At 54.7% G+C, this 15,551-nt stretch carries 14 protein-coding genes; 3 read left to right on the forward strand and 11 right to left on the reverse strand.

Going from position 1 to position 15,551, the window contains the following annotated elements; all coding sequences use genetic code 11:
- Window positions 1-158: 158 nt before the first annotated feature.
- From RGB73_RS21885 to RGB73_RS21895, 3 genes are all read left to right on the forward strand, one after another.
- Complete coding sequence (locus RGB73_RS21885; protein WP_310764821.1) at window positions 159-824, forward strand: CPBP family intramembrane glutamic endopeptidase; 666 nt, start codon at window positions 159-161, stop codon at window positions 822-824.
- 86 nt (window positions 825-910) lie between these two features.
- Window positions 911-1,693, forward strand: coding sequence for a glycoside hydrolase family 16 protein (locus RGB73_RS21890; protein ID WP_310764822.1), 783 nt, complete (start codon window positions 911-913; stop codon window positions 1,691-1,693).
- Between the two features lie 115 nt (window positions 1,694-1,808).
- Window positions 1,809-2,594 carry a carbohydrate deacetylase gene (locus RGB73_RS21895; protein ID WP_310764823.1) on the forward strand — a complete coding sequence of 262 codons (786 nt, stop codon included), beginning with the start codon at window positions 1,809-1,811 and terminating at the stop codon, window positions 2,592-2,594.
- 44 nt (window positions 2,595-2,638) lie between these two features.
- On the opposite strand, the gene RGB73_RS21900 is transcribed toward RGB73_RS21895, so the two are convergent.
- From RGB73_RS21900 to RGB73_RS21950, 11 genes are all read right to left on the reverse strand, one after another.
- Window positions 2,639-4,321: a hypothetical protein gene (locus RGB73_RS21900; RefSeq protein ID WP_310764825.1), complete on the reverse strand. Its 1,683-nt coding sequence runs from the start codon at window positions 4,319-4,321 to the stop codon at window positions 2,639-2,641.
- A 28-nt stretch (window positions 4,322-4,349) separates the two neighbouring features.
- Complete coding sequence (locus RGB73_RS21905; protein WP_310764826.1) at window positions 4,350-6,044, reverse strand: asparagine synthase-related protein; 1,695 nt, start codon at window positions 6,042-6,044, stop codon at window positions 4,350-4,352.
- A gap of 36 nt (window positions 6,045-6,080) precedes the next feature.
- Window positions 6,081-7,730 (reverse strand): asparagine synthase-related protein, encoded by a 1,650-nt coding sequence (locus RGB73_RS21910; RefSeq protein WP_310764827.1) that lies wholly within the window; start codon window positions 7,728-7,730, stop codon window positions 6,081-6,083.
- A gap of 30 nt (window positions 7,731-7,760) precedes the next feature.
- Window positions 7,761-8,930: a glycosyltransferase family 4 protein gene (locus tag RGB73_RS21915; RefSeq protein ID WP_310764828.1), complete on the reverse strand. Its 1,170-nt coding sequence runs from the start codon at window positions 8,928-8,930 to the stop codon at window positions 7,761-7,763.
- A gap of 2 nt (window positions 8,931-8,932) precedes the next feature.
- Window positions 8,933-9,673 (reverse strand): glycosyltransferase family 2 protein, encoded by a 741-nt coding sequence (locus RGB73_RS21920; RefSeq protein WP_310764829.1) that lies wholly within the window; start codon window positions 9,671-9,673, stop codon window positions 8,933-8,935.
- 27 nt (window positions 9,674-9,700) lie between these two features.
- Window positions 9,701-10,939 carry a hypothetical protein gene (locus tag RGB73_RS21925; protein ID WP_310764830.1) on the reverse strand — a complete coding sequence of 413 codons (1,239 nt, stop codon included), beginning with the start codon at window positions 10,937-10,939 and terminating at the stop codon, window positions 9,701-9,703.
- Between the two features lie 27 nt (window positions 10,940-10,966).
- Window positions 10,967-11,917 (reverse strand): GDP-L-fucose synthase, encoded by a 951-nt coding sequence (fcl, locus tag RGB73_RS21930; RefSeq protein WP_310764831.1) that lies wholly within the window; start codon window positions 11,915-11,917, stop codon window positions 10,967-10,969.
- Window positions 11,917-13,230, reverse strand: coding sequence for a flippase (locus RGB73_RS21935; protein WP_310764832.1), 1,314 nt, complete (start codon window positions 13,228-13,230; stop codon window positions 11,917-11,919). The genes fcl and RGB73_RS21935 overlap by 1 nt, the downstream gene beginning before the upstream one ends.
- 59 nt (window positions 13,231-13,289) lie before the next feature.
- A complete protein-coding gene (gene gmd / locus RGB73_RS21940) occupies window positions 13,290-14,348 on the reverse strand; it encodes a GDP-mannose 4,6-dehydratase (RefSeq protein ID WP_310764833.1) in 1,059 nt (352 codons plus the stop codon).
- A 17-nt stretch (window positions 14,349-14,365) separates the two neighbouring features.
- Window positions 14,366-15,025, reverse strand: a complete 660-nt coding sequence (locus RGB73_RS21945) for a YveK family protein (RefSeq protein ID WP_310764834.1) — start codon at window positions 15,023-15,025, stop codon at window positions 14,366-14,368.
- A 175-nt stretch (window positions 15,026-15,200) separates the two neighbouring features.
- On the reverse strand, window positions 15,201-15,521 hold the full coding sequence (locus RGB73_RS21950) for a helix-turn-helix domain-containing protein (protein WP_310764836.1): 321 nt from the start codon (window positions 15,519-15,521) through the stop codon (window positions 15,201-15,203).
- Window positions 15,522-15,551 lie beyond the last annotated feature (30 nt).

Raw genomic sequence — 15,551 nt, forward strand, 5'->3', positions numbered from 1 at the left:
CGATGCAGCTGGCCAGAACGGCCGCCGCCATGGTCTTTCTACTTAGGTACCAATGAAAATAGGTACTACTTTTGCGCGCAAAGACTCGCTACGATAAAAGGTAGGCCGGGCAGACCAAGCTCTGCACGCTCGAAACTCTACTCACGGTGGCGAATCCTATGAATCTCATTCTTTTGCTTTTCGGTCCTACACTCATGCTTTTTATCGGCTTGCAGGTGGCGGGCAGCGTTCCCGTTGCCTTTCTTCTCTTTTACAGCTGGCTCTTGTTCATCCCCCTTCAAGAATGCCTTCGCCAAAAAGCCGGTCGGAGGCAGGCCTTGCTTGCCGCAGTCGGGCTGGTCCCGAAACGAAGGAATCTCCTTTTCGGGCTCGGAAGCGGCGTTCTCTTTTTGCTTGCGATCGTGGCTGCCGGTTTCTTCTTTCACGCTTCTTTGTTTGAGAGAGACGAGCTGCTGCGCCTCCTGGAAAGATGGCAATTTTCCGGAAGCCATGCCGTGTGGCTCATCGGGATCCTGATGTTCGTCAACCCGCTGCTGGAGGAGCTCTACTGGAGAGGCTACCTCCACCAAAAGCTGGCCCGGAAGCGAAACCCGCACATCGTCGTCCTGGTGACTGCCTTTTTTTACAGCCTGTACCACCTGCTCTCGGTCATCCCCCTGTTCGCCTGGCCCTACAACGCAGCGATGGTCCTTCCGGTTTTTCTCGCAGGCGTCGTCTGGGGGTACATGCGGCACCGCGACGGTTCCCTGCTGGGCTCCATGCTCAGCCATATCCTCGCCGATATCGGGATTATGATGGTGTATTTATTATTTTTGGCTGAATAAACTGCAAATCCTTTCTTTGTAAAAAAAACAAACGTTCGTTATAATGAATAGTAGAGTGTTGCTATTTTCGTACCAAGGGGGTGTCCATGATAGCCCGTCATCGGCTTGCACTGTGGCTGCTTGTCGTTTGCCTGCTTCTCCTGCTCTCTGTCATCGTGAAAGACCGACTGAACCACTATCGAAATCAATGGGTCCTCGTATGGAGCGACGAGTTCGACGGACCCTCTCTGGACCTCTCGAAATGGAACGTCGTCGATTCCCCCGCTCCCCGAAACAACGAGCTGGAATACTACACCCCCTCGGCGCTGTCCATCGTCGACGGATATTTGCGCATCCGCACCGACCAGCGCAGCTACAAGGGTATGGACTACACATCCGGTGCGGTCGATACGAGATTCAAGTTTGACTTTTTGTATGGAAAAGTGGAAATACACGCTCGCCTGCCCAGGGGACAAGGGATCTGGCCCGCCCATTGGATGCCGCCGAGCGATCACATTTCCCCGTATGAGATCGATATCATGGAGATGCTGGGACACGAGCCCGACAAGATTTATTTGACACACCACTGGCTGGGAAGCGGCAAGAAGCAGTATACGGGTACGTACCGGGGCCCGGACTATTCGCAGTCGTTTCATACGTTCTCGGTCGAGTGGGAGCCCGGCAAGATCACCTGGTACATCGATGGCATCGAGCGCTTTTCTTCTACCTCCCACGTCCAAAACACGCCGGCCTATTTGTATTTGAACACGGCAGTGGGCGGTGACTGGCCGGGTGCGCCCGACGAAACGACCGTGTTTCCCCAATTCCACGACATCGATTACGTCCGGGTCTACCAAAAGCAAAAAGACGTTGACTGGAAGTTCTGGTAGTCCTATAATGAACGAAGAGTAGTTCTCAATAACGAACATTCTTTCCAATCCCCTTCCCGCCTCGCCCACGTCTACATCGCAGTTGGTTTTCGAGAGAGAAATAGGAGTTGACTGTATGAAGATCATCATCAATGCGGATGATTTCGGCACGTCCCATTCGACGGACGAAGCGATCATCCAGACATTTTCTTCAGGCGCCCTGTCTTCCACCACCATCGTCGCCAACGGAGCTACCTTCGAATCCGCCTGCGTGCGCGCCCATGATGAGAAGCTGCTGGACCGCATCGGGCTTCACATCAATCTGACGGACGGCTTGCCGCTGACAGATCGCATCCGCAAATGCCCACGCTTTTGCGATGCAGACGGATTGTTTCTTCCGAAGAAGCTCTCGTTCTCCCGCCTCTTCCTCCCGTTGAACCCGGACGAAAAAAATGCCCTCGCCACTGAAGTCAAGGCGCAAATCGACCGTTGCCGCGCGCACGGCCTGCCTCTTACGCACGCAGACTCCCACAATCACGTCCATACGGAATTCGTGATCGGCACATTGATCATGGATGTCTTGAAAGAGGAAGGCATCCATTACCTGCGGCTCACACGCAACCTCGGAGAGAATATGTCGATCGCCAAAAAAGCATACAAGCATCTCTACAACAGCATTCTTTCGGCAAAGGGGCTGCGCGGAGTCCGCTACTTTTGCGAAATTACGGACATGATCACCGCCTGTAAGAAGGGAGAAAAGCGGCCGGTCTCTGCCGAAATCATGTGCCACCCGGTCCTCGGCGAAAACGGCAGCGTCATGGATTTGTACGGCGGCTCCATCATTCAGCAATTCAAAGAGCTGACCCTGCTCGTCCCCGAAATGCAGCTCACTACATACGGACTCACCGGACGTGCTGGATGAGTGAAAGGTTTGGGGCGGGATGCCATTCTCCCGCCCCTTCGCATTTATACAGTCACTACCGCCTGATTGTTCTCCGTGCGATCTTCCCCCCGTACGTCTCCCGCCTCCCGTCCTTCCAGGTAGCCCAGAAACACTGCAAAGGTCACGATGTTTCCCAAATGGGCATCCAGTATATCGTTGACTTCCAGCCGCGGATCGAGAACTCCTTCCCGCTTTAACCGTTCGACGGCCTCTTCAGTCACGCCCAGGGTGCGCATTTTCCGGAACAATTCCGGGTGTTCCGGGCTCTCCTGCAGGTAGGTTTTGCTCAGCAGCTTGCGGCCGACTACCTTGGTGACCCGCCTGCATCTGTTGCGGATGTACTTTCCGATATCCTTGAGCATCTCGAGCGTTTCCGCCGATGCCGAGATGCCTCCCTCTGCCGTGGGGATCCTGGCTACTTGCGGATTCAATCTCGTGATCAGCTCGCGATGATACCGGTTGAAAAAACGCACGCGGCGCTTCAAGTGGAAGCCGCAGCGGACCAGATCGTACTCCAGAAAAGGCGAGTAGCAGCCGAACAGGTGGTTCGTCGAAGCGATAAACGTGCTGGCGACAGTCTTCATCCGAAAATGGTAGTAGATGCTGTCGTACGTCTTCGTATTCGTGTCCATCCGATAGCGCCCCAATTTGTCCACCACGCCGTTTTCGAAGGTGTCGTTGATCGCGCGGAACTCCCCCGCGAAATACGAGCTTTTGCACTTGATCTGAAGCATTCTCATCCGCAGAAACCGGCGGATATTGGCCTTTTTCCGGGCGTAGAACGGAAAGTCCTGCACCCACATGTTTTCTTTGAGAAACTCTCCTCCGATGCCGGATATGACCAGCTCGATCCCTCTGTCCCTCCTGCTTTGGTGGTGCGGCAACGTCCGGTAATGCTTAAACAGATCGTTCATTCCGTCGCACCAGACGAACAGCTCGGGAACCATCTGCTCCAGCCGCTCGACGCACGGCTCCGTCACGTACAGGCGATGATCCAGCACACGGGCGATCTCTACGGGAATGTCCACATCCCGGATACCCGCCCTCCCGGAAATAGCCGCCTCGAAGGGAACCCCGTAATGATCGAGCAGCACACAGACGAGCCTGGAGTCCACTCCTCCCGTCAAATCGGCGCTAATTTTCAAATGCCGGATGGACTGGCAAAACCGCCGAAAAAAATCCATGACATCCACGTCGGGACAGGGTGTGTCGATACTTGCCAGCTGCTTGGATACGATAGATTTTTTATGAGAGCAAAAGACGATGATTTCATTGCTATCGATTTTGCAAATGCCATCCAGGAGCGTGCGGTTGTCGTAGATGTTGCCGAAATTGATGAATTCGACGATCGCTTCCTTGGACACGCGTTCCTTGCCAAAGCCGCTGTACCTCGCCAGGGCGAGAAACGAAGTGGATATGGCGGAATCCGTATGAAAGGCTTCAAAAGCTCCGCTGTTGTCGATAAACGAATAGAACACGCCTGCCTGCTTGTCGCAGACGGTCATGAAGAAATGTCCTTTCAACAGCTTGATCGCCGTGATCAGCCCGGACGCTCTGACTTCCTCTGCAAATGTCATGACCGAATCCATTCCCGCCGCAATGCCCAGAACAAAAACAAACCCCCGCCAACTGATCAAATAGTCGCCGTCTTCCCACATTTGCTCCGTTTTCTGATAGTGGGTAATCCCCTCTTGTGTGATTAGCATGCTTGCTCACCCTGTTCTCCCTGAGAATTCACGATGAATGGGAAAGATGCGATAGGCGTCCTTCTCTTTGCTTCTCGCGATCACCCTGGTGCTCATTTCCTATTTTCTGGTCGAAATAATGGAGCAGTGTCGCCAGTGTGATCATGCTGCCGATATGCTGATTGTGGATCTGCTCCAGCGTCAGGTGCGGATGAAGGATGCCTGCCTCTTTCAGCAATTCCAGCGAGGCCTGGGCCTGGCGAAGCTGCCGGACTGCCGCAAACAAGCGCGGATGCTCGGGACTGTCCTGCGAAACGCTCTTCTTCAACACCTTCCTGCCCAGCAGGTTCATCAATCGCCTGCTGTAGTTGATCGCGTATTTTTGGACGTCCTTGGCCACCTCCAGCCGTTCGCTCGAAACGGAGATCCCTCCTTCCGCTGTCCGTATTTTGGATACCGCCGGATTCAGCTGCGTGATGACTTTGCGGTGAAATCCGTTGAACATGCGCTCCTTTCTGTTCAATTGATAACCATACCGCACGAGATCTTCGTCCAGCAGAGGAGCGTACGAAGGCAGCACGCGGTTGGCTGCCGTCATGAAATTGCCCGCGATCGCTTTCATGCGGTAATGGTAGTAAATATTGTCGTAGGTTTCGGTATTGGTCGCGAGCACGTAAGGAGAGAGTTCTTGCAGCATACGCGCGGAAAACGTTTGGCAAAGGGGGACAAACGGGATTGAAAAATAATGGGTGCTGCACGGAATGGGAAGGATCCGTGTATGGAACAGCCGGCTCAGGTTGGCCTTTTTTCGGGAGTAAAACGGGAAGTCTTGCAGCCAAAAGAAATCTTTGAACAGCTCTCCGCCGATGCCGGTGATGGCGACATCCATCCCTCTTTGGAGACGGTTTTGGTTATGGCGATGGGTACGATAATGGCGGAACAGATCGTGCAGTCCGTCGCTGAGCAAAAACAGCTCCTCCACGCGCTCTTCCAGATCGTCCACGTACGGGTGCGTCACATGCAGAGGGACTCCGAACAAGTCCGCCACTTCTCTCGGGATTTCCACATCCGAAATGCCCTCCATCCCCGAGATCGTCGTCTCGAATTCGACGCCGTAGTAATGAAGCAGCACGCCGAGCAGCCTGGAGTCGATTCCGCCCGACAAATCGATGCTGACTTTGTGATGCCGCAGAGAGCCGGCCAGCTGCTGAAAAAATGCGTAAAAATCGACCGGCTCCGCCGTCTCGTAGATGGAGGCGAGCTTCTTTCGGACCAGCTTGACATGCCGACCGTTCAATACGGCCAGTTCGCTGCTGTCGATCTTCCGGATCGAATCGAAAAAGGTTTTATTGCCGAAGAGATGGCCAAAATGCAGAAATTCCACAACCGCGTCAGGGTTTAAGGACGTCTCCGGACGTGACTTGAAGACGGCCAGTGCCAGAAAAGAGCTGGACAGGGCATCGTCGGCGAAGTAAGCGTCGAAGCAGCCGCTCGAATCGGTAAAACTGTAGTACGCATGCGTGTGTTTGCTCTTCAGGACCATATGGTAGCTGCCTTTTAGCTGCAGTACATCCTCTGGCAAAGCCGACTCGGCTGCGAATGCGGCAAACCGCTGGACGGATGGCAGTCCTGCAGCAATTCCCGGCATGTAGGCAAACCCTTTCCAGTAAAACACGGCCCAGTCGTTTTCCCATTTGCTGTACCCCGGGTCGACCGATTTGATTCCCTCGTGTGTAATTAGCAAGTATACTCCCCCATTAGCTGGAATGTGTCCGGTTTTTTACTCGTTTCCGAGGGAACATTGCCCTTTTGTCGAATGAAGGAAATCCACAAAGAGAAACAGCGACAAGAAATGGCTGAGATGAGCGTCGTGGATCTCGTGCAGGCGGACGCGCCTGTGCAAGATGTTTTCTTCCTTTAAGAGCTCAATGGCATCCTTGGCAAACTGTGAATTTCGGATTCGTTCGTACAAATCGGGATGATCCGCCTTTTGCCTCGTATACGATGTCTGAAACAGCTTCCTTTCGATGACCTTCACAAGCCGGATGCTCTTGTCCCTGACGTATTTTTGAATGTCTTTGCCGACCTCCCATTTGTCTGCCGAGACGGATACGCCGCCTTCGGAAGTGCGAATCCGGGAGATGGCCGGGTTGACCTGGGAGATGGTCTTGCGGTGAAACGTGTTGAAAAACCGTTCCCGGCGCTTCAGCTGGAAGCCGAACTGCACGAATTCAGGCTCCATCATGGGCGCATAGCTGGGCAGGACGCGATTGGCCGCAGTAAGGAAGTTGCCGCCAATCGTCGGCAGCTCGTACTGGTAGTAGATATGGTCGTACGTTTTCGTGTTGAGGTCCATTTGATAGCGGGACAGCCTCTGGACGACGGCCTGCTTCACATTTTGATTGCGTCTGGCGTAATCTTTGCTGAAGTAGTCGTCCTTGCACGGAATGGGGAACATCCGCAGCGTCACCAGCCTCTCCAGCCTCGCCATCCTGCTTGAATAGAACGGGAAATCCTGCAGCCACAGCTCGTCTTTGAGAAATTCTCCGCCGATGCCGGACAGCGCCAGCTCGATCCCCCGCTTCACCCGGTTCCGATTGTGCTGATAGGAGCGGTAATGCTTGAAGGTGTCGTTCAGGCCGTCGCTCAGCCGAAACAGCTCGGGAATGCTGTCTTCCAAGCCGTCGATGCACGGGTAGGTGATGTGGAGCGGCTTGCCGAGAGCTGCCGCTACCTCCTTTGCGATTTCCACGTCCTCCATGCCATCCATGCCGGAGACGGTCGTCTCAAACGGGACGCCGAAATAGTCGAGCATGACAGCGATGAGCCGCGAATCCACCCCTCCCGTCAAATCCACGCTGATCCGGCATTCGCGGGCAGAGTGCGCGAATTTCTCGAAGAACTGAAGATAGTCGAAATCCCCATGGCCTGCATCGATCGGCGCCAAATTTTTGGAATGGATGCTTTTCCCGCCCGGTCCAAACCGGATGACCTGGTTGCGGTCAATCCGGAAAATCCCTTCGACAAGCGTCCGGTTCAGGAACACGTTTCCGAAATTGACGAACTCCATGACGGAATCGCGGTTCAGGCTGACGGGTGTCAGACCGTGGTAGGTGACCAGGTCCAAAAACGAACTGGCTGCCGCCGTTTTCGAATGAAATGCGGTAAATCCCCCATTGTTGTCCGTAAAGCAGATGTATGTATGCGTCTGTTTTTCCTTCACCACCATGAAAAAATGACCTTTGAGCGAGGAAATGGCACGGTCCAGCCCTTCTGCAGCCATCAATCGGGAAAACTCCCGGACCGAAGCGGCTCCAGGCGCAAAGCCCAGCAGGTAGACGAACCCCCTCCATCGAAACAAATAATCCGGGTTTTCCCACGACTGCAGTTCACCGCCAGAACTCCTCAACCCTTTCGCTGTCAACAGCAATGCAAACTTCCTCCTTCTCGTCGCTTATTGTCAGAGGATCTCACTCACCCTCCTGTTGTCCGCCAAAATTTCTCTCGCCTTGCTCACGAACGAAATTTTCTTTTGTGCGTCCATGTTGAGCTGCATGATTTTTTGCACAAAGGTCTGAGGATGGTTGACGCAAAAGTCTTCGTCGAAAATTTCTTCCGAATACCCTACCGTGCTCTCCTTGGTCGCAAGCACCGGGATTCCTTTCATGATCCCTTCCAGTATCTTGATCTTGGCCCCTCCGCCCAGCGTGTTGGGGACGATCAGAAAGTCGCAGCTGCGTATGTATTCATCCACCGACTTCACTGCACCCGTGATGGTGATCTTCTCCGAACGGTACGGCCAGAGCCTGGGACTCGGATCACGGCCGACGATGTACAGCCGGTAGCGATCGTCCTGCTTGACGAGCTCTTGGAATACGTTTTCGATGAACCAGACGGCCCCGACCACATTGGGGTACCATTCCATGCTTCCCAATAGCAGCAGCTGATAGGTCGGCTGCTCGACATGCTCTTGCAGCTTGATGGCCGGGTAGTTGTAGTAGGGCGGAATCACGTGGATGCGGCTGGCGTCTTTCCCCATCCTCTCGATGAGCGCTTTGTCCTCCGGCGAAATCACCCAGATGTCGTCTACAGCGTGAATGGCTTGAACCTCCAGCTTCCGAATTCCGCGGTTGAGCAGGCGCAGCTTCCATTTGTCCTTCGCCCGCTGCTGAAACCGGATCTCTTCCCTGGCGTTGAGATGCTCGATGTTGTGCTGGATGAGCACGAGCTTGGTCTGGCTGCGGTCGATGTGCTTCAGGATCGTCTCGTACAGGAAAAACATCCGCAGATGATCGAGAATGATAATATCGTAACGCTTCTGGGACAGGAGGGCTTCCGCTTCCCGGATCATGCTCCCCAGATACTTTTGGGTGCTGTCCCCGTAGATCAGCACTTTCTTGTAGTTCTCCCACTTCGTTGGAGCGTAGTCGACGAGCCTCATTTCCCCGAACAAGGACGCGTAGTAGCGGTATTCATCAGCCCCTACGTCCGTGTCCTCGTACCGGTACGATAAGACGTCGAAGGTAGCGCCTGTTCCGGCCAGTCGTTCCAATATCCCCAGCGAGTAGATCGCATCGCCGGAATTGACCGGGAAGAGCTTTCCCGAAATGTACAAGACTTGTTTTCCCATCTTCATCGCATCCTCAACTGATCTCGAAATGGCAGGCACCGTGCCAGGAGCCTCTTTCCCACGTACATGCGCCACAGAGCAGGGTAGTGCCGCATGATCTCGCGCCGTTGGGAAAACAGCTCCTGCCTGTGAAGGTCGCTGATCCCGCCGCCTTCGTACTTGCAGACGGCCTGCTCCACTTTTTCGAAGACGTCCCCCCGCTGCAGCATCTCCAGCACCGCCTTGTAATCCGCTGCGATGTGGTAGCGGGTGTCATACTGTACACGGCGATGGAGCCTCGTCGCGAACAGGATGGACTGATGACAGATCATCTTCGTGCTCATGTAAAAGTTGCCGAGGCGCGGCGGCTGTATCACCAGCTTGCCGCCCCTGTGAATATTGCCGTACAAATGAGTCTCGCCCCGGCGTCCAGGCAAGATCGCGTCCAGGACCACATCATTGAAAAAGACATCTCCGGCGTTCATGAAAATGATGTAGTCGCTGTCCGGCGCTGTCAGGGACAGACCTTTGTTCATCGCATCGTAAATGCCGCGATCCGGCTCGGAAACGACGCGGTCTATGACATGCCGATACGACTCGATCAGGTCCAGTGTCCCGTCCGATGATCCCCCGTCGACGACGATGTATTCCCTGTTCCGGTACGTCTGAGCCGCGACACTCTTGATGGTCGCCTCCAGCTGGCCGATCGCCTGATAGGTCACGGTCACCATGCTTACTTTTGGGTAATGCGGCGATGTTCCCACACGACTCCCCTCCTCTCGCACAGCTTTTTATTTCCCAGACAAGCCTTTGAGGTAACCGATAAAGAAGAAAAACAAGGTGACATACGTATACGATGCAATCAGCGTAGGCTCGACCATCATGGCCACCAGAAAGGAAACCGACAGCCCGATGACGCCGTACGACTGATCCGGATAGCTGCGAACAAATCGAAACAGGCATGGCAGGTGCCGGACCTGGATCAGGAGCAGCAGCAGCATGGGAATCCAGCCGACGTACCAGCCGACGTCCAGCCACAGGTTGTGGGCGTAGTCGTACGGGGCAAAGTCCGTTTTCGCTCCACCCATCGGGTACTCGATCAGTCCCAGCACTCCTTTGTACCACAGCTGATAACGCGGCGTGTCCAGCCCTTCGCTGATCAATCGTTCCATGAACGGATTGTCCAAGAGGCTTTTCGTCTCCGAAAAATCCACGAAGAACAGGTTTAGCGGCAACAGGCAAATCAGGACGAGCAGGGTGATCAGCTTCTTATGGGTCAGCTTCATCTGTGTCAGGTACAGCAAGGTAGCGATGGAAATGGAAAGGACGCCCGCATAGATGGGACTGCGGTTCTGCAACATGAGGTTGAGAAAAACGCTGACGAGGGCGAGTGCGACGAAGCACCCTTTCAGAAGCAGGTTGATCCTGCTGTACACCATGGCGATCAGGCAGATGCTCAAGGAAAAGAAGATTCCGACGATCGGGCCATTGACGATCCCTCCGTTCCAAAAGGAAGGGACCGCCCTTTCTGCAATCAAGTAGTTGTTTCCTGCGACCTCGCCGAAGTGCTCCAGCGTAAATTTCGCTGTCGAGAGGAATCCGTAACTGAAAAGCCCCCCGGCGGTGACGGCGATCACGGCGCTGATCTTCGCAAAGTTCTGAGCGAGAAAATAGCCGATGATATAGGCGATCGTCATGTTGGCGATGAGAAACGCGAATTTGCTCTCCAGCCATTCATCATCGGTCGTGATCTCAAACAGGACGCTCATGGTGTAGTACAAAAATGCGAACAAAAAAACAAGCGAAGCATCCAACAGGAAGGAGACGGTCACGGTCTTGCGCCTCAGGAAAAAGATGGCGGGAAAGCTGAGAATGAGGCAAATCAAAGACAGGTTGGGGACGCTTGTTCCATAGAGGAACACGCTGAGCAGCAGGATGCCGGAAGCCATCGCGTAGGTCGTTGCCCCTTGGCCCTCTGCCGCCAGCTGCCCGTTTTGGCTTCTGGATATGATGATGAACGTGTCTCGCAAGCAAATCCCCCCGCAACCTCTCTTACTCTACGGCCTGACAGCCGATTGCTGCGCCAGATACCAGTCGTACGTTTTCCGGATGCCTTCCGCAAGCGTCGTGGACGCTCGCCAGCCAAGCTGTTCCATCCTGCTGACATCGAGCCACTTCCGCGGTGTCCCGTCCGGCTTCGACGCATCGAAGACGATGCTTCCGCGGAAGCCGACGATGCCCTTGATCAACTCGGCCAGCTCGCTGATCGCCAAATCCGTACCGGTCCCGATGTTGACGATCGGTCCAATGTCAGCGTGTCTGTAGGTCTTCATCAAAAACACGCAAGCGTCGGCCAAGTCGTCGACGTACAAAAACTCCCGTTTCGGCGTCCCTGTCCCCCATACCACAACTTCAGCCGCATCCGCGACTTTCGCTTCGTGGAACTTTCGCAGCAGCGCGGGAAGCACGTGGGACGTCTGGGGATCGAAGTTGTCGTACGGGCCGTATAAATTGGTCGGCATCACCGCAAGAAAATCGGAACCGTACTGGCGGTGGTACGCTTCGCACATCTTGATCCCGGCAATCTTGGCGAGCGCGTACGGCTCATTGGTCGGCTCCAGCTCGCCTGTGAGCAAATACGCTTCCCGGATCGGCTGCGGAGACAACTTGGGGTAGATGCAAGAGCTGCCCAGAAACAGCAGCTTTTTCGCCCCATACCGGTGGGCTGCATGAATCACATTGGTCTGAATCAGCACGTTCTGGTAGAGGAAGTCAGCCGGGTACGTCGCATTGGCGTAAATCCCCCCTACTTTGGCCGCAGCCAGAAACACGTATTCGGGGCGCTCTTGCGCAAAAAACCGCGCTACGGCCCTCTGGTCCAACAGATCCAATTCGCTGCGGCTTTTGACCAGCACTTGCCGGTACCCTTGCGCCTCCAATGCTCGTTTGATAGCCGACCCGACCAGGCCGCGATGCCCTGCGACAAATATTCGTGCCTCTCGATCCACTAGAGGGACTCCCCTTTCGAGCGAATGTGCAGCTGAGCCATGATTTTCTTCAGGCGAAAGAAAACGAAGATCGCCTTGGTCTGCATGACACCTGTCCGATGCAGCGGGCGAAAGAAATAGCAGGAGCCATGCGTCTGGAGCCAGTACGAAAACAGGGATGCGACCGTGGCTCCCATCGCCCCGTATCTGGGAATGAGCAGCAGATTCAACAGGACGTTCATGATGCAGCCCATCAGCGACGTGACGAATTGCCAACGGGTGTAGTTCATCGTGTTGAGAAACGAGGTTCTCGCCACACCGAGATTGACGAACAGCCCGATCCAGATGTACCAGATCAGCAGGGAGGCAGCTGCCTCGTAATCCGGGCCGAACAGCTTGACGATGACGGTGGCGAAGCAGGTCGTGGCAATGGCCACCACGTACCCGATGAACGCCATGACATCATACAAATGCTGCATCCGCTCGTAAAACAGCTCCTCGCTGATTTTTTTGGCCTCCACAATGCTGGGAAACGTCGAGGAGACGATGGCGATCGGCACGAAATACCACATCTCTCCCAGCCGGACTGTCACCGAATAGATGCCGAGCTCGTGATCTCCCGCCATTTCCCCGATCATGATCTGATCGATCCGCATGTAGATCATGATTGCCAGGCTGGACAAGATCAGCGGCCAGCTGTCCTTCAGCATGTCGATCGCGCACGGCAGCGACACGCGCCATTTTCTGACGGAATGGCCGTGGATCCGGTAGCCGATCAAAAGCCCGGTAGTAATGATCACAGCTTCTGCCATCCCGGCGTAGGCGAAAGCGATGAGCGGGGCGTGCAGCACGATCATGACGAGCTTGACGAGCGAAATCAGGAAAAAGGCAATGCCATACGCATACACCTTCACTTTTGCGTACACCTGCGACTGGAACCAGTAGTCGATCGTGTCGAACGACTGCAGGATTGTCCCTAGCGCGATCAGCGCCACCATCCATTGCGTTTGGGGGTCATCCGGCCGCAGCAGGACGATCAGAGCAATGGTGAGAGCGATCGTAAACAGGGAGCCCAGCAGCTTCAATACAAAGGCGCTGCCCATGATCTCGTCTTTTCGCGCAGGGTGGTTGACGATGTTGCGGACGACGATTCCCTCGAGACCGAGAGCTGCAATCGCGGAAAAGAGGGCGACGAACGACTGCGCGTAATTCAGCTGTCCGTATTGGGCCGGGCCGAGGTACCTGGCAATCGCGATCCCGACGAAAAAGGAAACGACCATCCGAAAGATTCGTTCCATCGCCAGCCAGCCTGTGCTGATCACGATTCTCTTCAATCCCTGGCTCCTGGATACGAGGTGTACGAGGGAGAGGGTCAACAAGCGCCATTTGTGGATCATACCGAAAGCATGTGCTCCTTCTCGGCCTGCTGCCGGTCTGCCCGCACCATGAGCCGCACCAGCTCGGAGAAGGTGCAGGAAGGCTCCCAGCCCAGTACCCTTTTCGCTTTTTCAGGATTGCCAAGCAGGAGGTCGACTTCCGTTGGCCTGAAATACGCCGGATCGATTGCGACGAGGACTTTTCCTGTCTGGCGATGGATTCCCACTTCCTCGGCTCCCTGCCCCTGCCATTCCAGATCCAGACCGTTTTCCGCGAAGGCGAGCTCCACGAATTCCCGAACGGAATGCGTCTCCCCCGTCGCGATGACAAAGTCGTCCGGCACTTCTTGCTGGAGCATCAGCCACATGGCATGGACGTAATCTTTCGCATAGCCCCAGTCCCGTTTGGCATCCAGGTTGCCGAGGTACAATTTGTCCTGCAAGCCCAGCCGGATGCGGGCGGCCGCCCGGGTAATCTTGCGGGTGACAAATGTCTCCCCCCGCAGCGGCGATTCGTGGTTGAACAGAATGCCGTTGCAGGCAAACATGCCGTAGGCCTCCCGGTAATTGACGGTGATCCAGTACGCATAGAGCTTTGCTGCTGCATAGGGGCTGCGGGGGTAGAAGGGAGTCGTCTCCCGCTGCGGGACCTCCTGGACCATTCCGTACAGCTCGCTCGTCGACGCCTGGTAAAATTTTGTCTTGCCTGCGAGCCCGAGTATGCGAATCGCTTCCAGCAGCCGCAGCGTCCCAAGTCCGTCCGCATTGGCTGTATATTCGGGCGTCTCGAACGACACCTTCACATGGCTTTGCGCCGCCAGGTTGTAAATCTCGTCCGGCTGCACCTCCTGGATGATGCGGATCAAATTGGTGGAATCCGTCAGATCGCCGTAATGAAGGTGAAAGCGGCTGTCCTCTTCGTGCTTGTCTCGGTACAAGTGATCGATGCGGTCTGTGTTGAACGAGGAAGCCCTTCGCTTGACTCCGTGCACCTCATAGCCTTTCTCCAGCAAAAACTCGGACAAATACGCACCGTCTTGGCCGGTAACGCCTGTAACCAACGCTTTTTTTGTCATCTGGCAGGACCTCTCCTTTAGCCGAGAGCGGATTTGCTCATCATCCGCTGCTTTTGCAAATATTTGGACTTCTTGTAGACGACGTAGGAATCGTAGAGGAGGACAAACGCAATGGACAGGAAAAATCCGACCACGAACGCCATGATGATATTCAGGATGGGCCTGGGGTAGACGGGGTTGGGATTATCCGATGTCTTCGCTTCGGAAATCACCTGGATGTTGTCGATCCGCATGATTTCCTTGATTTCTTCTACGGAAATGTTGGACAGCGTATTGGCGATCTCAACCGCAGTCGAAGGCGAAGGATCGCGCACGGTAATTTCGATCACCTGCGAAGCTTTGACCGGCTTGACTATCGTCCTGCTGTCCAGTTCGGTGGTGGAGAGCGGAAGCCTCATGCTGTTCATTGTCTTTTCCAAGACCCTGGGGCTTTTGATGATGACCTGGTAGGTGTCCATCAGTTTGATGCTGGTCTGGATATCGTTGAAATCGATCTCCCTCGATTGCGCGTCGCTCTGGGCAGGATTCGGCATCACGAGCAGCTCCACCGTCGCGCCATACAGCGGGGTGATGTACCAGTAGCTGTACACCCCGATGGCCGAGGTGACCAAGGTGGTGAAGACAATGACAATCCAGAATCGCCGCCAGATCATGTCAACTAGATCGCGTACTTTCATATGCCCTCCCGGACTCCCAAAAGTTTGTTCTTTTTATAGAACGAATTTCTTCTAGTGTACCTCAAATCCCTCAAAAATGAAACAGCCATATTCGTGCGTTTCCCCCTACAAACCTCCTATATAACTCATGTTCCGACAGGTTTTTTGCGTACGTTTCCACACGAATCGACGTTCGTTATGAAGAATGTTTAGAGGCTTGCTCCTCTTGGGTTTTGGTCCAGGCTTCTTTCCACGATATGACCATTTCCTTGCTGACCCCCGACTTTGTCAATTCCCGGATCAGCTCCATCCACTCCAGATCAAACGGGACGCTTCCCGCTTGGCGGTCGAGGACGCAACGGACCAGGACTCCTGCTTCGATCTCCAGCACAGCCGAGATCTTCTCCAGTATTTGTATGGAAGGGTTCGTCTTGATTCCGCGCTCCAGCGCGTTCACATACGACTTGGTCACGCCCGATCTCTCCGCGAGCTCAGACATGGACAGTCCTTTTCGCATGCGCAGCTCTTGTATACATTTCCCTAGCAA

The organism is Brevibacillus brevis (assembly GCF_031583145.1).
Taxonomy (GTDB): Bacteria; Bacillota; Bacilli; order Brevibacillales; family Brevibacillaceae; genus Brevibacillus; species Brevibacillus brevis_E.